This is a genomic window from Aliiroseovarius sp. S1339 (assembly GCF_023195695.1).
GTDB lineage: Bacteria > Pseudomonadota > Alphaproteobacteria > Rhodobacterales > Rhodobacteraceae > Aliiroseovarius.
In genome coordinates, this window is sequence record NZ_JALPQG010000003.1 from 297,740 (window position 1) to 321,833 (window position 24,094).

Below are 24,094 nucleotides of genomic sequence, written 5' to 3' on the forward strand. Positions count from 1 at the left end.
GCAAACCTCAATTCGGGAACTGGTAAATCTCGGGCAATGCGAAAAGCCAGTTGTCATAGGGCAGATAGCAGTAATGGAAATGGGTCGAGAAAACGGTCCAGACGGTCAGCATCGACAGCAGAACGGCGTAAAGTGCAGCGGACAGGATCGCGCCTGATCGACCTAGCGCAAGAAACGGGATGCGGGCGAAAATCACGGCCTGAAGCGGGACGAGGTAATATCCAAGCCGGTCTGCAATCACGCTTGAGACGCCGACCAGCGGCAGGGCAGCCAACATCATCAACGCACCCAATACGACGATCCGGTGATCGCTCGAGAATCGAGCACACCATGCGGGGCGCAGGGCTACGAAATACAAGATCGCGGTCAGTGTCAAAAGCCCGGCGCGATACAGCGCGCCGTGGGCGTCGACCCCGCTGTTGACATAGCGCGATATCGCAAGTTGCGCACCGTCACCGCTTGCCAAAAGAAGCACTCCTGGCACGGCGAGTGCGAGCGATGCCAGCACCCGCGCTTTGATCCAATCTCGCCCGACCAAAGGGGCCATCAAAAGGAAAACACCGGCGCTGGCGTGACAGCCGGTAGCGACTAGCGCATGAAGGCTGAAGGCCACAGCCCGACCTTTGCTGAACGCGGCGAAGGCCATGCACATCATCCCAATGGCTGCGGCCTGCCGGATGCCGGACATGGGCATGTTGATGATTAGAACGGGAAACAGAAGGATCAGAAAACCCAGCCTGTCGGGCTGCTGTCGCGCCAACATATGCACACCCGCAAAGAAGATCACAGCCGAGGCGACGTTCAGCCACGGATACCCCAAGCCCAACTGCCCAACCAATTGAACCAACGCCCACCACAGCGGCTCGCGGTGGGACAGGGCGTCGGCAAGGCCAAGGTCCAACTGGATCAGGAAGTGACGATAATAGCCGTTCCAGTCGCACCCGACCTCAAGCCGGAATGCGACGAAAGCGAACAGGGCTGCCAGCACGATAGGATAGGTTTGATCGCGCAGGCGGGGGTGGCGGGCCAGCAAAAGGCGAAGCAAAATAAGCGTAACGAAAATGGCAACATAGATCACGGCTGCATTGCGCCCTGCCTGCGCCAGCGTGGGGCCGTTGCCCGCACAACATAGATGATTTGCACCAACACCGCCCAGAGAAGGCAGACCATCGGTGCAGGCTCGGCGGTCAGGATTGACAGCAAAGCGACCAAAGGAAGGACCGCGATATAGGCTTTTAGGTGATAGCTGCGCGCCTTGCGTTCGGGCAGCGACAGGCGACCTTTTGCATCCAGATATGTCAAAAATCGCGGAAGGCTAAACAGCAAAAGCGCTGTGGCAAGGACGATCAGGATTGCGACTGTGTCTTCTTTGACAATCAATATCGGCAGCACGGGCAGCGAGAATCTGAACAGGGACAACTGCATGAAAGTATAGAACTTAAGCTCGACCGCGCGCAGTGTGTTGTGGGCGACCAATGCTGCAAGAAGGGCAGCGATGGCGGCCCAGAAAAGCCCGGATGCTGCGACACTCAACCCCACGGCTGCTGCCAGAACGACCCCAAGGCGAACCACGACGAAAGCCAAGACGAAACCGAAGGAAGGGTCGTGGTCAACCCGCCGTCTGGGGGTTGCATCGTGGCGCAGCCCGATAGTGTCATTGGCCAGATAACCGACCTCGTAGATGCAGATGAAGGCGGCATATCCCAACAGATAGGTCATTGTTGCCGCACCAACAGGCAGATCACCCAGAAGCGCCACAAGGATCACCCCCGGCACCCACGCGGTCAGCGCGTTGACGACGAAGTCACGCGGCCAGTGGTAGCGGGATAGGAACGCATAGCCGAACGGGGCAAGCAGGATCAGGCACTGAGGCTTAGTGGCAAAGGATGTCGGCATCCCAATCCCTCATCCATTTGCGGGGGGTGCCGGGTGCGACCAACACAGCGGGCTTTGCCACGGCGACCAAATCTTGGTCCGACTTATTGTCGGTGATCACGGCAAAATGGACCTTATCAAGCGAGGTGTTCAGATACACCTCGACCGCCTTGCGTTTCTGACCGGTCAGATCGTGCGACAACCGACCGGTCAGACGGCCCGCGCGCACCCTTGGTTGCGAGGCGATGCAGGGCAGATCAAGCTGGCGGGCAATCTCTTCAATCACGGGCGCAATCGCGTTGGACACCAGCACAGGTTTCCATCCCGCCGCGCGCATTTGATCGACGCGGGCATGGGTGGCCAGAATGGCGTGTCTGGGCAGATGGTCGGTCACATACCGTGTCGCCGACGCTTGGACCGAGGTCAGGCTTTCGCCCCGAAGGCTTGCCAGAACAAGGGCGCGGTGGGCGTCAAAGCCGGTCAGTTTGGCAATCACCACCAGCCCGGTCCGCAGTATGCCTTTGCGACGAGACAAAGCCGTCAGAATTGCGTGTCGCCAACGGTGGCCCCGGCGGGCGTGGTGGAAGATCACCAAGCCCGCCGTTGTGTTGGTGTCATAAAGCGTGCCGCAAACGTCGACAGCCAGAATGCGCGGCTTGGGGGCCTTCATGCGGCCTGCCTTTCGGCGTTGAACATGCGATAAAGCGCATCATACTGGTCGCAGGCCCGATCCAGCGAAAACCGTCCGGCGGCATGGGCGCGGATGACGGCGCGCGGCGCAAAGGGCGCGGATGCGATGGTGCGCGCCGCGTGTTCGATAGCGGCTGTGTCATGATGTGCCAGCACCAGGCCGAACCGGCGGTCGGGCAAGATGCTGGTGATGTCACCAATGCCCGTGTTGCTGATCACCGGAAGGCCGCAGGACAGGTATTCGCCAACCTTGGTGGCGGACACGCCAAGGCTGGACTTGGTCGCGATCCGAAAGGACAGGCCGATGTCGGCACCATTTAGCAACGCAGGCACGTCGTCATGAGGCACGCGGCGGCAGGTCAAATCTGCTGGGTTCAGTGTGACGCCCAGTTTCTGCGCTGCTGTGACATGCTGGTCGATACTGTGGTTGCCGATCAACAAAAGCCGGGCCCGCATCCCCAGCGCCTGAAGGGCCGCGAGCAAGCGATAGGTCGTGCCCATCTGGTATAGCGGTCCAGCTGATCCAAGATGTGCCAACACCACGTCCTTTGCCGAAAAGCCGAGCTCCAGTCGCGTTTGCGCCCGCGCGACCTTGTCTGGCCGAAACCGATCCTGATCAACGCTGCAAGGAATGACGCTGGTCACCGACCCGGCCGAGGGGCGGCGCGTGGCGATCACCGACTTTGCGTCATTGGTCAGGGCGACAATCGCAGTTGCGCCGTTGATTGCCCTTGTTTCCAGCTTGCGAAAGTGGCGCGCAATGCTGCGCCCCACCGGGCCTTGCCAGATGCCCGCTTCACAACGTTCGTCCACCCAAAACCCGCGCATGTCGAACACGTAAGGCAGGCCGCGTCGTTCGGCGATAGGCAGCACGGCGCCCAGCGGCATGTAGCTGCGGCAATGGATCAGATCCGGTTGGAAGGTTTCGACCAACCTGTCCAGGCGGCTTTGCATCAGGGTGGGAATCGCGAACCGCTCAAGCTTCCCGGCAAGTGGCGATATGCGGCGGGTGATTGGGCTGTGAACGATGCCGGCGCGCGCCAGCCGAGGGGCAACGCTGGCTTCATACTCGTCTTGGTGCGACGGGTGCTCGACTGACAGACAGGCGATTTCATGGCCGCGTGCTGACAGACCTTCAAGATAGGGCAGCACTTGCGCGGTGCCGATGTGGTCTGACAATCCGTTGTTGGTGACGAAGATCGAACGAGTGGCGCTCATGATGTTCCTACTGTGTTTGAAAAATGCTGGTTAGGAAGAAGGGTATGAAATTTTTGCACCGCGACCGATGGGGCGAAGTCTTTGGCGCGGCGGCGCGACGTGTCTGGGTCGTGCGGCGCGTGCAGGGCAGCGGCCATCGCTTGGGCCAAGGCGGCTGCGTCTTGAACCGGGACCAGTGTGCCGCATTTGCCGTTCGACAGAATTTCGGCCGGGCCATGCGGGCAGTCGGTCGCGACGACCGGCAGCCCGTGTGACAGCGCCTCGACGATGACATTCGCAAAACCTTCGCTGCGCGAGCAAAGCGCGAACAGATCGGCCGTTGCGTAATACGCCCCGGTGTCGGAGCTGAAGCCGGGCAAGGTCACGCGCTGAGCCAGATCAAGCGACTGGACAATTTCCGTTAGCATCGCGAGGTCCGGCCCATCGCCAAGGATCACAAGCTCTGCGTCGCAGCCTTGATCCAAAAGGTGTCGGAAGGCGTGCAGCAGGGTCGGAAAATCCTTTTGCCACCGCAGACTGCCGACCGACAAGACCCGGTGCTGGGCCTTTGCGGGCCAATCAGCCCGACCGGTTGGGGTGGTAGGTGGTGCAATCGGATTATGGATCACCGTCACCGAGTGGTTTGGCAGCAGCCCCAACGTCTCAAGATCGCGGGCGGCCCCGGTCGAGACCGAGACATTGGCCTGTGCCAGCGGATAGGTCGCGCGGATGCTCGTGCGCAGGGCAAGGCGGTGCGGGAAGCCCTTACTGGCATATTGATCCGACAGCGTTGCGTGGTCGGTCGTGATGACAGGCACCTTCATGCCACGCGCCGCCCAAACGGCAATGCTGGTCAGGGGCCACATGGCGGGGATCAATGCGAACGGCTCGTTTTGGCGTAGCCAGCGCCGTAATGGCGACGCGACGCCGCGCAGTCGGTCGGCTTTTAGGTTCGTGACGGGGAAGCCAGCGTTCTGTGCTTGGTCCAACAATTCGCCTTCGGCCCGCGCCAGAAGGAAATGCGGCGCATAGCCTAGGTTCGCGAACTCGGACGCGAGGGTCAGCATGACACGTTCCGCCCCACCACCGCGCAGGTCTGGCAGTAGAAACGCCAGCTTTGGTGAGGTTTGGGGGTCCGGTTGCAAAGGATGCGCGTGTTTCATGCCGCGACCCCGGCCAAGGCGCGAAACCCGTCATGTTTTGCGATCAGTTGGGCATAGCTGCCACTGGCCGCGATGCGGCCTTCTTCTAACACTACGATCTTGTCACATGCCTCGACCGTGGAAATACGGTGGGCGATCATCACAATTGTTTTCTGCCCCTGAAGCCCGGCAATCGCCTTCATCACTTCGCGTTCTGTTGTAGTGTCTAGCGCGCTTGTCGCCTCGTCAAACACCAGAATGTCGGGGTCGTGATACAGGGCGCGGGCGATGCCGATGCGCTGGCGTTGTCCGCCAGACAGCCGCACACCACTTTCGCCAGTAGGGGTGTCGTAGCCATCGGGAAGCTGCGTTCCGACGAAGTGATCCAGTTGCGCCATCCGGGCGCATTCGGCGATGCGCTGCATGTCGATCTGCGCGCGTGGCGTGCCAAGGGCGATGTTCTCGGCGATGGTGGTGTCGGCCAGAAAGATCGACTGCGGCACATAGCCGATTGAGGCTTGCCAGCCCTTAACGTTGGCCGCGGTGATCGGCGCGCCATCGACGCTAATCCGCCCGGATTGTGGGGTCAGAAGACCCAGAAGCAGGTCGATCAACGTGGTCTTGCCCGCCCCGGTGCTGCCGACGATGCCAACGGACGAACCCGCCGGGATGGTCAGGGACAGATCGCAAAGGCTGCGCGTCGTGTCATCATAGGAATAGCTGACGTTCGTCACCTCCAGCGCCTTGGTCAGGCGTATTGGCTGCACGTTCCCGGCTTGGGGCGTGGTATCCGGCAAGGCTTGCATGTCGTTGAACAGAACATCCACAGCGCCAGCGCCGAAGCGAAGCTCGACCATCGCGCGGTAAATGCCCTGCACGGATGGCAACATCCGGTAGCCCGCAAAGGTATAGACGCCAAGTTTCGGCAGGATCGCGGCGGTGCTGGCGTTGGGGCCGAGGGTTGCCAGCAGGGCGACGCACAGAAGTAACATGCCGCCAAAGCCGATGGCCTCGACCAGATATTTCGGCACCTGACCCAACACGAGGTTGGCGGCTTGCATCCGCGACACCTCGATAGATGGAGCGCGGAAATGGCGGATATAGGCGTCTTCTTTGCCAAGGACACGGATGTCCTTGATGCCGCCCAACGCTTCGCGCGCGATGGTGTATCGTGCCTCGTCGGCGGCCACGCGGCGGGCGCTGTTGCGGGTGACAAGGCGGCGGATGGTCAGGAAGATCAGCGTATAGGCCGTGCCCAGAATGGCCATGGCGGCGAAGGCAATAATCGGGTCCATGACGATCAGAAAGCCCAGCATCGCCATCAACGTCACAAGGGATGTGGTCAGCCGCAAGACCGGGGCCAGCGCGAACATGGTGACTTGTTCGACCTCGGACAGGATGTTCTTCGCCATCTCACCCGTATGACGCCCCAGAAAGAACGCATAAGGCTGACGCAGGTAACGGGTGATCAACCGCGTGCCAAGGCTGTGGCGGCGCATCTGGACAAACCGCGTCATCGCATATTCCCCCGCGCTGCGGATCAGCGCGCCGCTGATAAGAAAGGCGAAGGTGACAAGCGCCAGTGCGAGCAGGAAACTGTGGTGATCGGTGAACCCGCCCCATTGATAGGCGGCGGACAGGTAGGAGTTCGTCTGCACAAGGCCGGGGTCCGACAGGGCCAGAAAGAACGGAAAGACCGAGGCGACGCCGATCACCTCGAATACCGCCATGATCAGCGCGAGGCCCAGCACCAGCGTGCCGCGCCTGCGTTCGCGCGGGGTCAGAAGTGACCAGAGTTTGCGGAGCGTCCCGGTCATCACAGCCGCAAATCCGCCATTTCGCGCGGAAGCGCGGATTTGATGTCATAGATCACCGATAGGTTTTTGGCATAGCCGTTGATCCACCCCGACGGGCGATCCAGATAGGCGCGGTGCGGCACTGCCAGCATCACGCCGTCATAGCAGTGCGCTGCGGGGTCCGGAGTCAGATCGATATCATACTCCGCGCGGGCTGTGACGGGGTCGGCATAGGGGTCGTGGATATCCACTTGAACGCCATAATCGCGCAGTTCCTCCAGGATATCGACGACACGCGTGTTGCGCAGATCGGGGCAGTTTTCCTTGAAGGTCAGCCCAAGGATCAGCACCCGCGACTTGGCGACATGGATCCCCTTGCGCATCATCGACTTGATCATCTGCCCGGCGACATAGGCGCCCATGCCGTCATTGATCCGGCGGCCCGACAGGATCACCTGCGGGTGATAGCCAATTTCCTCTGCCTTGTGGGTCAGGTAATAAGGATCAACGCCAATGCAGTGACCGCCCACCAGCCCCGGCTGAAAGGGCAGGAAATTCCACTTGGTGCCCGCCGCTTGCAACACCGCGCCGGTGTCGATGCCCAACCGGTTGAAGATGATCGCAAGCTCGTTCACCAGGCTGATGTTCAGATCGCGCTGGGTATTTTCGATCACCTTGGCGGCTTCGGCCACGCGGATGCTTTCGGCCTTGTAGGTGCCCGCCGTGATGATCTGGGCATAAAGCGCGTCGATGCGGTCGGCGGCATCGGGGGTCGAGCCAGAGGTCACTTTCACAATCGTCGGCAGCCGGTGGTCGCGGTCGCCCGGATTGATCCTTTCCGGGCTGTAGCCGACGAAGAAATCGCGGTTGAAGGTCAGGCCCGAGATGGCTTCGAGGATCGGAACGCAGACCTCTTCCGTAGCCCCCGGATAGACCGTGCTTTCATAGATGACGGTGTCGCCTGCCGACAGCGCCCGGCCCACGGTTTCGCTGGCGCGTCGCAGGGGTGTCAGGTCGGGCCGGTTATGGGCGTCGATGGGGGTGGGCACGGTCACGACGAAGATGTTGGCTTTCGCCAGCGCGTCCGGGTTGTTGCTGAAAGTCAGATGGCGCGCATTGGACAGGTCGTTCGTTGTTACTTCTTCCGTGCGGTCGATGCCGGATTGCAAGTCGCCAACGCGGGCAGCGTCGATGTCAAATCCGATAACCGGACGCTTCTTGCCGAACTCGACCGCTAGGGGCAGGCCGACATAGCCCAACCCGATCACCGCGATCTGTCCCACGTCCGGAAAGTCTTTCATCGCCTAATGCGTCCGTTATCCATCCACAACACAACCATTGCGGGTGTAACATTGCGTAAATTTCCGTTAAAAGAAAGCTAAAATTCAACCTAGGGGGGTAAAATAGGACAAAGAATACTGTCTGGCCCCGCAAACGCAGTATATCAGACCTTATAATAGTCCAGATACCACGCCACGAAGCTGTTTACCCCATCGCGAAAATCAGTGGCGGGGCGATAACCTGTAAGCCGTTGCAGCAGCGTTGCATCCGCCCAAGTGGCGGGCACGTCGCCCATCTGCATCTCCATATAGTTGCGCTGGGCTTTCCGGCCCAAAGCATCCTCGATCGTATCGACGAAATCCAGCAAACGCACCTTGTCGGAGTTTCCGACATTCACCACGCGATAGGGTGCGGCGGGCGACAGGCTGTCGCCATCCTCAATCTCGTCCGGGCTGTTAGGGCGCACAGGGGGGGTGTCGATCAACAGGCGGATACCGCGCACCAAATCTTCGACATAGGTGAAGTCCCGGTACATGTCGCCATTGTTGTAAATGTCGATGGGCGTGTCTTCGATGATCCCCTTGGTGAACTTGAACAACGCCATGTCGGGGCGTCCCCAAGGGCCATAGACGGTGAAGAAGCGAAACATCGTTGTCGGCAGGTCCCAAAGATGGGCATAGCTGTGCGCCATGCTTTCATTGGCCTTCTTGGTGGCGGCATAGATGGTCAGCTGCGTGTCGGCCTTTTCCGTTTCGATGAACGGCATGTCGGTGTTTGCGCCGTACACCGAACTGGTCGAGGCCATCAGCAAGTGATCGACCTTGTGGCGGCGCGCGGCCTCCATCACGTTGAAGGTGCCGATCACGTTGCTGTCCAGATAGGCGCGGGGGTTCTCAAGGCTGTAACGCACGCCCGCCTGAGCGGCGAGGTGGACGATCACGTCCGGCTCAAATTCGTCGACGACCGTGTCCAGCAGCGCCTGATCTTCCAGCATCCCTTCGGTCATGGTGAAGTCGGCATTCTGCAACAGCATTTGGTGGCGGCGCTGTTTCAATGTCACATCGTAGTAGTCCGTCATCCCATCATAGCCATGCACGCGGAACCCCTCGGCCAGCAGAAGATTGGACAGGTGATAGCCGATAAACCCGGCGGACCCGGTGACCAAAACTTTGCGTTGCGCCATGGAAAATTGCCTTTCTGGGTGTCGTTCTGGTCGCTTCTAACGTGGTGAACGGGCAGCGCCAAGCCCGATCGTGACGTGCCAATCTGCGCTGGCGTCATCGCGCGTGGAATGGTAATCCGCTTTCTGAACCAGACTTCAGCAAAGGTGGGGACCGCATGCCTGCTTACAGATCCAGAACTTCGACCCATGGCCGCAATATGGCCGGTGCCCGTGGCCTTTGGCGCGCGACCGGCATGACCGATGATGATTTCGGCAAGCCGATCGTCGCGATCGTCAACAGCTTCACCCAGTTCGTGCCGGGTCACGTCCACCTGAAAGACTTGGGCCAGATGGTCGCGCGCGAGGTCGAGGCCGCAGGCGGTGTTGCCAAGGAATTCAACACCATCGCCGTTGATGACGGTATCGCCATGGGCCATGACGGGATGCTGTATTCGCTGCCGTCGCGCGAAGTGATCGCCGATAGCGTCGAATACATGGTTAACGCGCATTGTGCGGATGCGATGGTTTGCATTTCGAACTGCGACAAGATCACGCCGGGCATGCTGATGGCGGCAATGCGCCTGAACATCCCGGCAATTTTCGTGTCCGGCGGTCCGATGGAGGCCGGCAAGATCGACATTGCCGACCTTGATATGGACAAGATCGACCTTGTCGACGCGATGGTCGCTGCCGCCAGCGAAGACCTGACGGATGAGCAGGTTCAGCATATCGAAGAAAACGCCTGCCCGACCTGCGGGTCGTGTTCGGGGATGTTCACCGCGAACTCGATGAACTGTCTGGCCGAGGCGCTGGGCTTGGCGCTGCCCGGCAACGGCTCGACACTTGCGACCCACGCGGACCGGAAACACCTGTTTCTGGAAGCCGGGCGCAAGATCGTCGAGATCACCAAGCGTCATTACGTGAACGAAGAAAAAGGCCTGCTGCCGCGCGAGATCGCCACGTTTGATGCGTTCGAGAATGCCATGTCGCTGGATATTGCGATGGGCGGATCGACCAACACGGTTCTGCACTTGCTGGCCATCGCCCACGAAGGCGAGGTCGATTTCACCATGAAAGACATGGACCGACTCAGCCGCCATGTGCCCTGCCTGTGTAAGGTTTCGCCCAATATTGCCAATGTTCATATGGAAGACGTGCACCGCGCCGGCGGCATCTTCTCGATCCTGGGCGAGCTGCATCGGGCCGGGCTTCTGCATGGCGATTGTTCGACTGTGCACACAGCAACGATGGCCGAAGCGATTGCGAAGTGGGACATCACGATTGCCAACAACCCCGAGGCGGAAAGCCTGTTCAAGGCGGCTCCGGGTGGCGTGCGCACGACGCAGGCGTTCAGCCAGTCGAACCGATACAAGGAACTCGACACCGACCGCGAAGGCGGCGTGATCCGGTCAAGGAAACACGCGTTCAGTGAAGATGGCGGTCTGGCTGTTCTGTTTGGCAACATCGCGCTGGATGGCTGCATCGTGAAAACGGCGGGCGTGGATGCAAGCATCCTGAAGTTCACCGGCACTGCGCATGTCTGCGAAAGTCAGGACGCGGCGGTCAGTGACATTCTAACTGGCAAGGTCAAGGAAGGCGATGTCGTCGTCATCCGCTACGAAGGGCCGCGCGGTGGGCCGGGTATGCAGGAAATGTTGTATCCGACCAGCTATCTGAAATCGAAGGGGTTAGGCAAAGCCTGTGCGCTTTTGACCGACGGGCGCTTTTCTGGCGGCACCTCGGGCCTGTCAATCGGCCACGTTTCGCCGGAAGCCGCCGAAGGCGGCGCGATCGGGCTGGTCCAGCAAGGCGACAAGATCGAGATCGACATCCCCAACCGCACGATCAATCTAGCCGTGTCGGACGACGAACTGGCCACGCGCCGCGCCGCGCAGGACGAAAAAGGCTGGCACCCCGCCCAGCCGCGCAAGCGCAAAGTGTCGAAGGCATTGAAAGCCTATGCGATGCTGGCGTCTTCTGCCGCCAAGGGCGCGGTGCGCATGATCGACTGATCCGCAACCAGAAAGAACTGAGAAGGGCAGGGGAAACCTCTGCCCTTTTTCAATTCTGGAGCAACGAATTCTCCCAGTTGCGCAGGAAACTCTGCCGTTTCAGGCTGTCCAGAAACACCAAAAGACCCGGTCCAAACCGGATGGGTCTAAGCGACGGGTTCGCCCGCAGCGCGGCCGCATCAATAGCAGGCAGGCCGGAGGCGTCGACCAGATCCTGCCGCGCATTCAACTCAAGAAGAAAATCCAGCATCGCGCGGGCTTCATCCGGATTTTCGGCGGACTGTGGGATCAGGACAGTGCGCGACATGACGTTCACATAATCGCTCATCTCGATAATCTGGAAGCCGCCGGTGCTTTTGAGTTGCGCCGCCGCATAGCTGCCCAGCACGTTATATGCCAAGGCCAGCTTACCTGATGCCACGTCCCGGATCATGTCGCTTGAGCAGCAGTAGAGCTCCGCATCCAAGCGCCCCATCACCTCCATCAACCGCCAGAACGCGTCTGAGTTTCGGCTGTCCTGCGTCGCCATCAAATAGCCGAAACCGGATCGGCGCACGTCATAGGTGCCGATCTTGCCCTGAAACCTCTCGGGGTTGTCGCGCAGCAAGGCAATCAACTCGTCGCGGCTTTGCGGGGCGTCATCGTCGCCGAAGAAATTGTCCGACACGACAAGAACAGCAGGTTCCTGCGTGAACGCGAAAAGCTGGTCGCGCCAGCTGGCCCATATGGGCAGATTGGTGGCTGTTTGGGGCGTGTGATTTTGTGCGAACCCGTCATTGGCGAGTTTGGTCTGCAAGTCCATCGCGGAGGATATCGCAAGGTCGAACGCCGCCCCTTCGTCGTAAAGCGCTTCCATCAGGTCGGTGGTGCCGGTCACGGTGTAGTCAATCGTCACCCCCGGTCGGCTGGCCTGAAAGGCGCGGATGATTGGGTCGAATACATCAAGATCGGCGGTCGAGATAACGTTGATCCGCGCTAGTTCAGACGTGGCCTCATAAAGCCTGCGATCTTCGACCTCGAAGCTCATCGCGACGCTTGCCGACATGATCAGCGCCACCAGCGCCGCCATTAACCGCGCGGAAATACCAGCGAAACACATGCGCCTTCTCCCTTCTTATTGGTGGAGATTTCCAACCGCCCGCCATGGGCTTTTGCGACCTCGTCCGCGATGGTCAAGCCAAGGCCCGACCCCACGATGTCGCCCACATTCGCGCCGCGCGTATAACGGGTGGTCAGGCCGGACAGATCCGTGTCACCAAACCCCCGCCCCTGATCGGTGAACGACAGGGTGATGTTGTCATCCAACGCCACGCGGGCGGTGATATCGCTGTAGTCCGGGGAGTATTTGATCGCGTTGTCGAGGATGTTTTGAAGTGCTGCTTGCAGCAAGATACCATCGCCCGTGAAGGCCACGGGGTCCGTGCCCGTGTCGCGCCGGATCGCGATGTCTTTTAGGTCAGCCGTGGGGCCAAGCCGGTCGCAGGTCTCCTCCATCAACCCCCGCAAATCCAGCGCGTCTTGCGCCAGGCTGTCGGCACGAAACGTCACCATTGCGTGGTCCAACATCTGGCCCGCGGACCGCGAACTTTCGTCAATGGCGCGGATCATTTCGCGGATGGCTTGCTTGTGTTCAGGCTTGTTCAGCTTGCGATGCGTGATCTCGGCCTGCGCGCGCACGGTGGCAAGCGGTGTGCGCACACGGTGGGCGGCTTCGGCGATGAAATCTTCGGTGCGTGACAGGGACGATCTGAGCCGCGCCATGAAAGAATTCAGCGCATTGATCAGCGGCACCAGCTCATCCGGGGCATTTGCTTTCACCGGGCGCAGATCATTGGGGCCGCGCCGTGTGACCGACCCCGTCATGCGGGTGATCGGGGCCAGTGCCGACCCAGCGGCCCACAGGCTGAGCGCCGTTGCCAGCAGGAAGAACCCGACACCAATCCCGGTGGCCGTCGCGGTGATCTGGCGCGAAATAGCGGCAAGCCCCTGGCGCGTTTGCGCGACCGTCACCACGACCTGAGCGGCGTTTGTGCCGGTGCCAACGGGGCGGATGACCGACGCCGCGCGGATCTCGTCCCCGCGATAATCGAGCGTCTCGAAACTGGGCGCGCTGAGGCGTGGTGGCACCTCTGGCTGCGGCAGGTCGCCATAGCCGGTCAGTGTTTTTCCCTCGGACACGACCCGGTAAAACACGCGATCCTCGTTGATCGACCCCAGCATCGACAGCGCCGAATAAGGCAGGTCGAGCGTCACGTGACCACCTTCACTGCGCAAACTGTCGGCAATGGCCGTAGCGGACGCTGACAAGATATCATCCTGCGTGCCTTCGGCCGCCCGTTCGGCCACGCCGCGCACGACCAAAAAGAACGCCAGCGACAGCACAGCCGCGACAAGGGCTAGCTGGATGAAAAGCCGCCTGCGGATGGATCCGAGTATCCTCACCGCGCGACCATCCGATAGCCTAGCCCGCGGACGGTTTCGATTTTTGCGCCTGATCCTTCAAGGCGCTTGCGCAACCTACCCACATAGACCTCAATCGCGTTCTCTGATGCTTCATCAGACAGCGAAAACAGCCGGTCGATCAGGTGGGTTTTTGAGAAAACCTGACCGGGGGCTGCGAAGAACACCTCAAGCAGGCGGAGTTCGCGATTGCGCAGGGGCACGGTTTCGCCGTCAAACCGCAACTCTCCTTTGGTCGAATCAAGTGTGGTCTCTTCGAAGGTCACTGCGTTGTCCGCAGCCCCGCCCTGACGCCTGAGAACGGCGCGCACGCGGGCTTCCAACTCGGAAAAGTCGAAGGGTTTGACGATGTAATCATCTGCGCCAAGATCCAAGAGGCCCACGCGGTCGGATACGGCAGACCGGGCGGTAATGACGATCACTGGGGTGCGTTTTTCGGCTTGTCTTTGACGTTCCAGAAAATCGCGCCCGTCCCCATCGGGCAGCATTATATCCAGCAAAATCAGGTCGTAATCGGCAACAGCCGTCAGGTCGCCAGCGTCGGCAAGGGTGCCGGCATGGTCGACCGCATGGCCGTCCAGTTGCAGCCGCTCGACCACGACGCCCGCCAGCTTTGGATTGTCCTCGATCAGAAGGAACCGCATTCGTTGCCCTTTTTTTGTGGTGCGTGACAGGTTGGTGTCAGGTTCAGGCGATTGGGTCTGAGCATGGGCGGGTGTAACGCCCCTGTCAAATGGGAGGAACTAATGACAAAACGTCTTTTCAAGGCGCTGGCAACCAGTGCCGTATTGGGCCTTGGTGCCACGACCGCAGCAACCGCTGCTGAGTGTATTGCACCGGCCAACCCCGGCGGTGGCTGGGACTTCACCTGCCGTCAAATCGGCAAAATCATGTTTGATATTGGTGCTGTGGATAAACCTGTTCAGGTCACCAATATGGCAGGCGCCGGTGGCGGCCTTGCCTTCAACCACGTTGTGTCAGAGCGCAACGAAGATGCCGACCTTATTGTCGCGGCGTCGTCGGCGACCTCGACCCGTCTCGCGCAGAACGCTTATGCCGGAATGACGGCTGATCAGGTGCGGTTTGTTGGTGCCATCGGTGCTGACCCCGGCGTGATCGTTGTGGCCGCAGACAGCCCCTATCAGTCGCTGACCGATCTGGTCGACGCCGTGAAGGCCGAGCCGGGTTCGATCGCGTTTGCGGGTGGGTCTGCAGTTGGTGGCTTTGACCACCTGAAACCGCTGATGATCCTGCAACGTGCTGGCGTCACGGACGTGACGGCTGTGAAATACATCGGTGTTGACGGTGGCGCGGATGCGATCACCCAAACCGTTGGTGGTTTCACCCAAGCGATGTCGGGCGATATGTCCGAGGTTGTGGGCTTCCTGAAATCTGGCGACGTACGCGCGATTGCGGTTCTGACCGAAGAACGCGTGCCGGGCTTTGAGGATATCCCCACCGCGAAAGAGCAAGGCATCGACGTTGTTGCCGTGAACTGGCGTGGCCTTTATGTGCCCAAGGGCATCAGCGATGATGACTTCAACATGTGGGCCGAGCGTCTGCAGAAGGTTGCCGACAGCGCTGAATGGCAAGAAGCCATGGTCGCAAACGGTCTTGCCCCCTTCACAAAAGTTGGTGGTGACTTCCAGTCTTATGTCGATGGTGTCGTGGCTGAAATCCGCGCGCTCTCGAAAGAGATCGGGGTGATCCAGTAATGGCATCTGACCGTATCTTCGGAGCGGTCGTGACCCTGGTGGCGCTGGCATATGTTGCCAGCGCCACACAGATCCAGTCCAGCTTCATGGCGGATCCGGTGGGGCCAAAGACCTTTCCAATCCTGATCGGCTGCGTTGCGGCGCTGTGCGGGATCATCGTGGCCCTGAAACCCGACCCTGATCCGGACTGGCCAGTGCTGGCCACCTTCGGATCGCTTGGCTTGGCCGTGGTTGTTCTGGTTGGATACGCCTATGCGCTAAAGCCGCTGGGCTTTCTGATCCCAACCGCGATCACCGCTAGCATCCTAAGCTATCAGATCGAGCCGCGCGCAGGTCGCGCCGTGCTTGCCGGGATTGGCCTGTCTGTCGGCTTGTTCCTGATCTTCAAATTCGCGCTGGGCCTTGGGCTTGTTCCCTTCCCCAAATCGCTGACCGGCTGAGGGCACCCATATGGAACTTCTATCAAATCTTGCGATCGGCTTCGAAATCGCGCTGTCGCCTTATACGCTGATGTTGGCCGTGATTGGCTGTTTCATCGGCACGATCATCGGCGCGCTGCCGGGCCTTGGCCCGTCGAACGGCGTGGCGATCCTGATCCCGCTGACGTTCACGATGGGGCTGGATGCTACATCGGCGCTGGTTCTTATGACGTCCGTTTATTACGGCGCCATGTATGGCGGGCGGATCAGTTCGATCCTGCTGAATATTCCGGGCGACGAGCCTGCGCTGATGACCACGCTCGATGGTTATCCCATGGCGAAAGCGGGCCGGGCTGGTGACGCGCTGGTTCTGTCGGGTGTAGCGTCCTTCGTTGGTGCGTTTCTGGCGACCATCGGCCTGATGCTTTTGGCGCCCATGCTGGCGCGCGTGGCGTTTCTGTTTGGCCCCGCCGAGTATTTCGCGCTCTACCTGCTGGCCTTTGCCACGCTTGGCGGAATGGCGTCCAACAACCAAGCCAAGGCGGCGATTGCGTCGTGCATCGGCTTGGGCATCGCGATGATCGGGGTGGACAACAACTCTGGCCTGCCGCGTCTGACGGGTGGCAACATGCACCTGTTTGACGGCATCGACTTCCTTGTTGCCATCGTCGGCCTGTTCGCCATTGCCGAGGTGTTTTTCTTCATCGAAAGCCACGGCAAGAACACGTCCATCGGCGTGAAGCTTGAAAAGGTGACGATCCCGGTCAAGGATATCATGGAGTCCGGTTGGACCATGCTCCGGTCATCTGTCGTCGGTTTCATCGCCGGTGTTCTGCCCGGTGCAGGTGCATCGCTTGGCAGTTTCCTGGCCTATATGAGCGAGAAATCCATTGCCGGCGAAAAAGGCGGCTTCGGCACGGGTGTTCCCAAAGGTGTCGCCGCCCCCGAAGCGGGTAACAACGCCGCCGCTGGTGGCGCGCTGGTTCCCATGCTGACGCTCGGTGTGCCGGGGTCTGGCACCACGGCCGTTTTGCTGGCACTTCTGATGACGCTGAACATCACCCCCGGCCCGATGCTGTTCACCGAACGACCCGAGGTCGTCTGGGGCCTGATCGCATCGCTTCTGATCGCAAACTTCGTGCTGCTTTTGATGAACGTGCCGATGGTGAAGATCTTTGTGAAAGTCTTGCAGGTTCCACCATGGGTGCTTCTGCCCGGTGTCACGATGATCAGCTTTGTCGGCATCTATTCCCTGTCGGGCAGCTATTTCGATCTGGTCTTGATGGTGGGCTTTGGGGCACTGGGATACGTCCTGCGCAAGCTTGACGTGCCGACCGTGCCGATCATCCTTGGTATCCTTCTGGGCGGCCATATGGAGGACGCGCTGCGCCGCGCCATGGTGCTGTCGGGCGGCGAATGGCAGTTCCTGTTCTCGTCCAAGATTTCCATTGGATTGTGGGTGGTCGCTGTCGTGGGCTTCGTCGCCCCGATGTTCCTGCGCAATGTCCTGAAGAAACCGCAAAGGATTACCGACTGATGGTCAAAGTGCTAATCCCCTCGGGTGCGTTGGGTCTGGGATATGACCGCGATGCGCTGGCCCGAGGGATCGCTGAGCGGCCAGATATCATTGCGATTGATGGGGGCTCGACAGATTCGGGCCCCCATTACCTTGGCACCGGCGCCTCGAAATATTCGCGCGGCTCGACCAAGGCGGAATGGGCTGAACTGATGGCGGCACAGGCGGAGGCTGGTGTGCCGTTGGTTATCGGAACCGCTGGCACCTGCGGGGCAGATGATGCGGTTGATTGGCTGGTGGACATCACCCGCGAGATTGCCCGTGAGCGCGGCCAGACGTTAAAACTTGCGGTGCTGAAAAGCGGGCAGGATGGCGATGCGATGGCGGCGGCGCTAGAGGGTGGGCGGATCACGCCGCTGGCCCCCGCGCCCGAGATTTCGGCGGACCTGTTGCGCGACTGCACGAACATCGTGGCGCTGGCGGGAGCTGAACAGATACAGGCCGCGCTGGACACAGGTGCGGATATCGTGATTGCGGGGCGCACGACGGATACCGCCATCATCTCGGCCCTGCCCTTGGCACGAGGCTGTCATCCCGGCGGGGTGTGGCACGGCGCCAAGATCGGCGAATGCGGTGCGCTGGCGACGACAAGCCCCAACACCGGCACCATCCTGATTGATTTCGATGCCGAGGGCTTCACCATTACCCCGATGGGCAAGGATGCCCGCGCAACCCCGCGCACGGTGTCGGCGCATATGCTGTATGAAAACAGCGACCCTTACCGGCTGTATGAGCCCGGCGGGTATCTGGACGTCACAGGCGCTGAGTATGAAGCACTGGATGATCGCCGCGTGCGAGTGACGGGCAGCGAATGGGTCGTGACCCAACCTTACACCGTGAAGCTGGAAGGTGCGCGGCGGGCGGGATTTCAAACCGTGTCGCTGGTTCTGGTGCGTGACGCGCACTACGTCGAGAACATCCGCGCTTGGGTCGATGATATCCACGCCAAATGCACCGCCAAAGCCAAGGCGCGCGTCGGTGGGGACTTCCAGACCGAACTGCGGATTATCGGCGCCGACGCCACGCTTGGCCCACTAGACACCAATGCGAAGCGCGGAACCGAACTTGGCGTGATGGGCATTGTCACTGCCGAAACCGAGGCTTTGTCGCGCGAAGTCGCGAAGATGCTGAACCCCTATCTTCTGCACCACCCGCTGACCGAACAGGAAGAAATGCCGACCTTCGCCTTTCCCTTCTCGCCGCCTGAAATGCCGCGTGGTGCGGTTTATGAGTTCTGCCTGAACCATGTGCTTGCGCTGGACGATCCCATGGACGTCTTCCGCTTGAGCATTGAGGAGATCGGCACATGACGGCCCTGAAAAACATCGCCGACAAAGTGCGGTCGAAAAACGCTGGTCCCTTCTGGCTGACCCTCGATGTTTTCTGCGGCACGGCGGAAGCGTTCGCGCGCATCTCCTCCGGGCTGGATACGGGCTTGGTCGCGGACATGTTCAAGGCCGATCCCGCCACGCTGAAACGGTTCGATATGCCTGAGTTGAACGTGGTGAAATTCAGTATGCCGCGCCCCGCCGTGCAGGGCACGCACGCCGACCGCGACATGCACGGCGCCAGTTTCGCGGTGCTGCTGGGCGAGATTGAGATCAGATAGCGCCGGTGCTGACAAACTTCCTTTCTGATGGGTCGCGGTGCCGCTAGGCTGTGCGGGCTACACCAAGGAAAGGCCACCCCATGACCATCAAAGCCATCGCGTTCGATGCCTATGGCACGCTGCTGGATGTTTATTCCGTCGGTGCTTTGGCGGAAAAGTTGTTTCCCGGCAAGGGCGCGGCCATCGCCATCACGTGGCGTGACAAGCAGATCGAATACACCCGGCTGCGCACCATGTGTGACAGGTTCGTCGATTTCTGGCAGGTGACGGGTGATGCGCTGGACTATGCGTGCGACGCGCAAGGTGTTGACCTGACAGCCGACGCCAGAACCGCGCTGATGGCGGAATATGAAGAGCTGACGGCCTTCGCCGAAAACCATGCAGCCCTGACCCGGCTTCAGGACGCTGGCATGCCAATGGCGGTCTTGACCAATGGCAGCGCGGGGATGATTGCAGCTGCTTTGAAAGCCGCCAAACTGGCGGGGTTCTTTGATCATGTGTTGAGTGTGGACAGCGTGCAAAAGTTCAAGACAGCGCCCGAAGTCTATCAGATGGGACCGGATGCCTTTGGCTGTGCGGCCAGCGAGATCCTGTTCGTGTCCTCGAACTGTTGGGACATTTGCGGGGCGACATGGTTTGGGTATCACACGATCTGGCTGAACCGTTATGACCAGCCGATGGAACGTCTGGGGGTTGAGCCGAGTGCGCGTGGGAAAACGCTGACAGATGTGGCAGATTATCTGTTGGGCTGATGGCGGCTTTGCCGTTTGGGGCCATCATTGGTGATCGTGTCGAGTGACAGCGTGTGATCCATGTTCCGCATCCGGTGGCGCAGCATCTGGCGGGTGAGCCGCGCAAGGTCGGACGCAAAGGCGGGATCTTCTGCGACGTTCTCCATCTCGCCCTTACCGTGGTGGTCGAACAGCAGTGGGGGCAGATCAGCGGCGAATTCGACCAGCGTAAAGCGGTCATCCCGCAGGATGCCAAGGGACGAATTGCTGGTGTCGGTGCCAAGGCGTTTTTCCCAAAGCGTTAGCGCCTCCGGCTCGCTGAAATCCAGTTCCGAGAAGGAATAGTCGCGCCAGTCATCGGGCGTTTCGCCGTTTAGAAACGGCAGCAGGGATCGCCCATCCATCGAATTTGGCACCTCTTGTCCGACCCAGTCGAGGATCGTTGGCGTGAGGTCGATTGACTCGGTTGGGGCATCCACGTCTTGGCCAGCCTTGCCGCCCGGCGCGCGGATGATCAGCGGCGTGTGATAGGCCGCGTCATAGACCGAGTGTTTGCCCCAGGCGTGGTGGTCGCCCAGCATCTCTGCGTGGTCGGCGGTTACGATCAGCAAGGTATCGTCCCACTGGCCGCTTTCTTTCAGGAAAGACATCACGCGCCCGATATGGTGGTCCACTTCGGTGGCCAGCCCAAGATAGACGGATCGCAGAGTCTGGATGGTGTCGTCCGTCGGTGTGACCCCGGAACAGCCAATGACAAAGCTCGCAATCGGCGCGTTGTCCAGCGCGGGGCCAAAGAAGGGATGAACCGCGGCCTCGTCCTTGCGGGTGCCGATGCGTGTGGGCAAGGGCAGGGACGTGGGGTCATACATGTCGTTATAGGGCGCGGGCGCGACTAGCGGTGGGTGCGGGCGAATATAGGTCAGATGAGCAAACCAGTCTTCGTCCGCATAGGCGGGCATCGTGTCCAGAAACCGGTTTGTCAGGAAGGCAGTATCGCTGTCTTCGGCCTTATAGACAGCGGGCGCATTCAGGCGTGATCCATCACCGCCGGGGATGTAGAGCTGCCAGTAACTGTCCCACGTATAGCCTTTGCTCAGCAGGTAGGAACGCCATGGGTAAGACATCTCTAACCGCATTTCGACTTGCTCGGCGAACCCTGCCATCGGAAATTCATAGGTCTGCATGGCGGGATCGGTGGGCGCCTGGACGCGCGGGTCGTGCGACGTGTCGGTATAGCCAAACAGCATCGGTAGATAGCCCGCCTTGCGCATTTCGCTGGCAATTGTCGGGGTGTCGTGGCGCAAGGGCGTCCCATTTCGCACCGACCGATGGTTCATCGCGTATTGGCCCGTCAGAATCGATGCTCGCGACGGGCCGCACGGGTTGGTGACAGAAAAGTGGCGGTTGAAGGTCACGGCCTCGGCCATCAACGCGCGCATGTTGGGCAGATCAACGTGATCTGCCAGCGCCCCATGCAGGCAATCAGCCCGCAACTGGTCGATGATGATGAAAAGAACATTGCGCCGTTCACTCATGCTGTCATTCCCGATTTGCGTCTCCAACCATCGGCTCGCATCTACCGCGATGCCTGCCCCAACTTGCGTGTTGAAGTTTGGCGAATTCCCTCATGCCAGCAAGTTTTTTCTGTGCCGTGCATGTCGAGGCGTGATGAAGCAGCGCACCGCTAATCAACCAGAAGACGGCGGTTTGGTGAAAAAGAGTTGATTGGCAAAGTGTTGACAGAAGCAGCTATGGCGCATGACACTTGGCTGATCATCTCAGCGCTGCATGTCATGGAAAACGATTCTTTCTTGATTGATGATCCACCTGCGCGCCGAGGTTGGCACTCCAAATATGGGGTGCAGAAGTGGGGGTAAACAGATATTCCAAGAGTTTCTTGCGGGGGAACTGTCTGCCGCCAGAACCGTGCCAATGGCCGTGGTTGCAAACTGGACTGATCAGGCGCTATCAGCTGGCGCTATTTCGGGTCGGGATAATGACAAACACTGTGAGCACAAAACAAAAAAACAGAAAATAAATCCAACGGGAGAATAACATGACAACTGATACCAAATTCAGCCGCCGGTCTGTGCTGAAGGGGGCGACCACTATGGGCGCTGCCGCCCTTGCCTCGCCGCTTTATGTGAAAAGCGCACTGGCGTCGTCGGGTGAGGTCAACATCCTGATGTGGTCGGATTATCTGCCGCCCGAGTTTATCGCGGGCTTTGAAGCGGAAACCGGCATCAAGGTAAATTATACCGGGATCGGATCCAACGAAGAAATCATCAACAAGATGAAGGCGACTAAGGGTCAGGGCTTCGATATCATCTCGCCGACGAATAACCGGTCGCTTCAGTGGGGGCCGCTTGAGCTTCTGCAACCGTTCGACCTGGCAAAGGTCAATGTCGACGCAGTGAACCCTGCAATGGCCAAAATCGGCACGGACGCATGGAACTTCGGGGATGCAGGCGCCCATTGGCTGCCGCATATCTGGGGCACCGAGGGCATCGCATATCGCACCGATTTGTGGCTGCCTGCTGGTGATGCGCCAAGCTACGGCGACGTATGGTCGGAAGAAAACGCTGGCAAGACCATGGGCCGCGCGCATTCGATGATGCTGGGTGCTGGCCTGTATATGGAAGCCTCGGGCGAGATGGAGCCGGGCTCGATCTGGTCGGCTTATGAAGACGAAGAAACCATGCGCAAGGTTTGGGGTCAGGTCACCGATTGGTGCGTTGCTCGCAAGGACCGCATCAAGCTGATCTGGAACGACGCCGACACGCAGAAAAACGGCCTTCTGAACGAAGGTGTCGTGGTTGGTCAAACATGGGACGGCCCGCCGCTGGCGTTGAAATCTGCGGGTGAACCTGTGCATTATCAAGCGCCGGTCGAAGGTGCGATGGCATGGGTTGACGGCATGTCGATGCCGGTCGGTGCCGAGAACATGGACCAGATCTATGCCTTCATTGAGTATGCCTATCGTCAGGAGCCTGCGGGCGTTGCGATTGACAGCCATGGCTATAACTCGCCCGTTCTTGGGGCGGACACCTATTCGGGTGACACCTACAAGAAAAACTTCTCGGAAGCCTATCCGGGTGAAAGCCTGGCCAACCTGAACCCATGGCCTGCCGAAGCACCTTGGTATGCCGATGTGCGGACCGAGTTCGTCAACAAGTTCAAGAGCGCCTGATCGCCTTGAAACAGCGTTCCCCTGCCTGTGGGCGGGGGAGCGTCACACATCAGACTGAAACGTTGAACACGGAGCCGCGCCCCGCAAGAAGGGTGTGACCAATCCGTGCATGGGGAGAAGCCATATGAGTGCCGGAGTAGGCGTCGATCTCGAAAATCTGTGGATCCGCTTTGGGGATTTCGTCGCCGTGCGCGACGCGAATGTGCACATCAAGGGGGGCGATTTCTTTTCGTTCCTTGGGCCGTCGGGCTGTGGCAAGACCACCATCCTGCGCGCTGTGTCCGGGTTTCTTGAACCCAGCGAAGGCAATGTGCTGATTGGCGGCAACAACATGAAGGGCATCGGGCCGAACAAGCGCCCGACGGCTTTGATCTTCCAGAACCTTGCCCTGTTCCCGCTGATGAAGGTGTGGGAGAATATCTCGTTCTCGATGGAAATTGCGGGCGCGTCTGCCAAGGAACGTCGCAAGCGTGCCGATGAATTGCTGGACATGATTGCCCTGTCTGACCAAGGTGACAAACTGCCCAGCGAGCTTTCCGGCGGCCAACGTCAACGCGTGGCGATTGCCCGCGCACTGTGTGCTGAACCCGATGTATTGCTGCTGGACGAACCATTGTCCGCGCTTGATCTGAAGCTGCGCCAACACATGCGCACCGAACTGCGCGAAATTCAAAAGCGGGTGGGCATCACTTTCATCTACATCACTCACGACCAAGGCGAGGCGCTGACCATGTCAGACGACATCGCCGTGATGCGGGCTGGCGTGATCGACCAAATCGGCGACGGCAAGTCGATTTACAACGACCCGGCCACCGCCTTTGCGGCCTCTTTTGTCGGCGAGAATAACGTATTCCGTGGCACGGTGCTTGAGGTCAATGGCAACGAAGCGTTGATCCGCACCAACCGCTCGGGCGACCTGCGCTCGCGCATTTCGACTGCGAATTTGGGCAAGATGAATGTGGGCGATGACGCGATGATGTTCATCCGTCCCGAAGCGCTGGACCTTGCCCCGACAGGGACCAAGGGTGAAAACTTCGTCACCGCGCAAGTGACCCATGAAGAATTCGAGGGCAACACCTTCAACATCTTCATGGAAGGTGACGGCGGCAAGGAAATCAAAGTCGCGATCCCCAATCACGGTCAATCCTTCGACGATCACACCGGGCAAGCCATGACGCTGGAATACGAGGTCGACAACGCTGTTGCCGTCCCCGCCGGCGAACTGGCCGCGGAATAGGG

The 24,094-nt window shown here is 59.9% G+C and carries 21 protein-coding genes; 9 read left to right on the forward strand and 12 right to left on the reverse strand.

What is annotated here, in order from left to right; translation table 11 throughout:
* Positions 1-7: 7 nt before the first annotated feature.
* The 8 genes from MUY35_RS06245 to MUY35_RS06280 all read right to left on the reverse strand — a co-directional run bounded on the left by MUY35_RS06245 (position 8) and on the right by MUY35_RS06280 (position 9,164).
* Complete coding sequence (locus tag MUY35_RS06245; RefSeq protein WP_248364818.1) at positions 8-1,078, reverse strand: EpsG family protein; 1,071 nt, start codon at positions 1,076-1,078, stop codon at positions 8-10.
* Positions 1,075-1,896, reverse strand: coding sequence for a hypothetical protein (locus MUY35_RS06250; protein WP_248364819.1), 822 nt, complete (start codon positions 1,894-1,896; stop codon positions 1,075-1,077). The genes MUY35_RS06245 and MUY35_RS06250 overlap by 4 nt, the downstream gene beginning before the upstream one ends.
* Entirely contained in the window at positions 1,874-2,545 is a 672-nt protein-coding gene (locus MUY35_RS06255) for a haloacid dehalogenase-like hydrolase (RefSeq protein ID WP_248364820.1), read from the reverse strand. The genes MUY35_RS06250 and MUY35_RS06255 overlap by 23 nt, the downstream gene beginning before the upstream one ends.
* On the reverse strand, positions 2,542-3,783 hold the full coding sequence (locus MUY35_RS06260) for a glycosyltransferase (protein WP_248364821.1): 1,242 nt from the start codon (positions 3,781-3,783) through the stop codon (positions 2,542-2,544). The genes MUY35_RS06255 and MUY35_RS06260 overlap by 4 nt, the downstream gene beginning before the upstream one ends.
* The gene (locus MUY35_RS06265; protein ID WP_248364822.1) at positions 3,780-4,925 is read right to left on the reverse strand and encodes a glycosyltransferase; all 1,146 of its coding nucleotides are present in this window, start codon (positions 4,923-4,925) and stop codon (positions 3,780-3,782) included. Before MUY35_RS06265 ends, MUY35_RS06260 begins: the two co-directional genes overlap by 4 nt.
* Entirely contained in the window at positions 4,922-6,721 is a 1,800-nt protein-coding gene (locus MUY35_RS06270; protein WP_248364823.1) for an ABC transporter ATP-binding protein, read from the reverse strand. Before MUY35_RS06270 ends, MUY35_RS06265 begins: the two co-directional genes overlap by 4 nt.
* Positions 6,721-8,001, reverse strand: coding sequence for a Vi polysaccharide biosynthesis UDP-N-acetylglucosamine C-6 dehydrogenase TviB (gene tviB / locus MUY35_RS06275; RefSeq protein WP_248364825.1), 1,281 nt, complete (start codon positions 7,999-8,001; stop codon positions 6,721-6,723). Before tviB ends, MUY35_RS06270 begins: the two co-directional genes overlap by 1 nt.
* A gap of 143 nt (positions 8,002-8,144) precedes the next feature.
* The gene (locus MUY35_RS06280) at positions 8,145-9,164 is read right to left on the reverse strand and encodes an SDR family NAD(P)-dependent oxidoreductase (RefSeq protein WP_248364827.1); all 1,020 of its coding nucleotides are present in this window, start codon (positions 9,162-9,164) and stop codon (positions 8,145-8,147) included.
* A 155-nt stretch (positions 9,165-9,319) separates the two neighbouring features.
* Between MUY35_RS06280 and ilvD the strand changes: the two genes are divergently transcribed.
* The gene (ilvD, locus tag MUY35_RS06285) at positions 9,320-11,155 is read left to right on the forward strand and encodes a dihydroxy-acid dehydratase (RefSeq protein WP_248364829.1); all 1,836 of its coding nucleotides are present in this window, start codon (positions 9,320-9,322) and stop codon (positions 11,153-11,155) included.
* Positions 11,156-11,204: 49 nt separating this feature from the next.
* Here the strand turns inward: ilvD and MUY35_RS06290 are convergent, their stop codons facing one another.
* Genes MUY35_RS06290 through MUY35_RS06300 form a run of 3 tightly spaced genes read right to left on the reverse strand, consistent with a single transcriptional unit; the run spans position 11,205 to position 14,259 of the window.
* Positions 11,205-12,254: an extracellular solute-binding protein gene (locus MUY35_RS06290; RefSeq protein ID WP_248364830.1), complete on the reverse strand. Its 1,050-nt coding sequence runs from the start codon at positions 12,252-12,254 to the stop codon at positions 11,205-11,207.
* Positions 12,224-13,597, reverse strand: coding sequence for a sensor histidine kinase (locus tag MUY35_RS06295; RefSeq protein WP_248364831.1), 1,374 nt, complete (start codon positions 13,595-13,597; stop codon positions 12,224-12,226). The genes MUY35_RS06290 and MUY35_RS06295 overlap by 31 nt, the downstream gene beginning before the upstream one ends.
* Entirely contained in the window at positions 13,594-14,259 is a 666-nt protein-coding gene (locus tag MUY35_RS06300; RefSeq protein ID WP_248364832.1) for a response regulator transcription factor, read from the reverse strand. The genes MUY35_RS06295 and MUY35_RS06300 overlap by 4 nt, the downstream gene beginning before the upstream one ends.
* A 102-nt stretch (positions 14,260-14,361) precedes the next feature.
* Between MUY35_RS06300 and MUY35_RS06305 the strand changes: the two genes are divergently transcribed.
* The 6 genes from MUY35_RS06305 to MUY35_RS06330 all read left to right on the forward strand — a co-directional run bounded on the left by MUY35_RS06305 (position 14,362) and on the right by MUY35_RS06330 (position 19,686).
* On the forward strand, positions 14,362-15,330 hold the full coding sequence (locus tag MUY35_RS06305) for a tripartite tricarboxylate transporter substrate-binding protein (protein WP_248364833.1): 969 nt from the start codon (positions 14,362-14,364) through the stop codon (positions 15,328-15,330).
* Positions 15,330-15,770, forward strand: a complete 441-nt coding sequence (locus MUY35_RS06310) for a tripartite tricarboxylate transporter TctB family protein (RefSeq protein WP_248364834.1) — start codon at positions 15,330-15,332, stop codon at positions 15,768-15,770. Before MUY35_RS06305 ends, MUY35_RS06310 begins: the two co-directional genes overlap by 1 nt.
* A gap of 10 nt (positions 15,771-15,780) precedes the next feature.
* On the forward strand, positions 15,781-17,286 hold the full coding sequence (locus MUY35_RS06315) for a tripartite tricarboxylate transporter permease (protein ID WP_248364835.1): 1,506 nt from the start codon (positions 15,781-15,783) through the stop codon (positions 17,284-17,286).
* Positions 17,286-18,635 (forward strand): acyclic terpene utilization AtuA family protein, encoded by a 1,350-nt coding sequence (locus MUY35_RS06320; protein WP_248364836.1) that lies wholly within the window; start codon positions 17,286-17,288, stop codon positions 18,633-18,635. Before MUY35_RS06315 ends, MUY35_RS06320 begins: the two co-directional genes overlap by 1 nt.
* The gene (locus tag MUY35_RS06325) at positions 18,632-18,934 is read left to right on the forward strand and encodes a DUF4387 family protein (RefSeq protein ID WP_248364838.1); all 303 of its coding nucleotides are present in this window, start codon (positions 18,632-18,634) and stop codon (positions 18,932-18,934) included. The genes MUY35_RS06320 and MUY35_RS06325 overlap by 4 nt, the downstream gene beginning before the upstream one ends.
* Positions 18,935-19,014: 80 nt before the next feature.
* On the forward strand, positions 19,015-19,686 hold the full coding sequence (locus tag MUY35_RS06330; RefSeq protein WP_248364840.1) for a haloacid dehalogenase type II: 672 nt from the start codon (positions 19,015-19,017) through the stop codon (positions 19,684-19,686).
* Here the strand turns inward: MUY35_RS06330 and MUY35_RS06335 are convergent.
* The gene (locus MUY35_RS06335; protein ID WP_248364842.1) at positions 19,671-21,200 is read right to left on the reverse strand and encodes an alkaline phosphatase family protein; all 1,530 of its coding nucleotides are present in this window, start codon (positions 21,198-21,200) and stop codon (positions 19,671-19,673) included. The genes MUY35_RS06330 and MUY35_RS06335 overlap by 16 nt on opposite strands.
* Positions 21,201-21,721: 521 nt before the next feature.
* On the opposite strand from MUY35_RS06335, the gene MUY35_RS06340 reads away from it, so the two are divergent.
* Together MUY35_RS06340 and MUY35_RS06345 are read left to right on the forward strand one after the other, a co-directional pair.
* The gene (locus MUY35_RS06340; RefSeq protein ID WP_248364843.1) at positions 21,722-22,855 is read left to right on the forward strand and encodes an extracellular solute-binding protein; all 1,134 of its coding nucleotides are present in this window, start codon (positions 21,722-21,724) and stop codon (positions 22,853-22,855) included.
* 124 nt (positions 22,856-22,979) lie between these two features.
* The gene (locus MUY35_RS06345; protein ID WP_248364845.1) at positions 22,980-24,092 is read left to right on the forward strand and encodes an ABC transporter ATP-binding protein; all 1,113 of its coding nucleotides are present in this window, start codon (positions 22,980-22,982) and stop codon (positions 24,090-24,092) included.
* Positions 24,093-24,094: the final 2 nt, after the last annotated feature.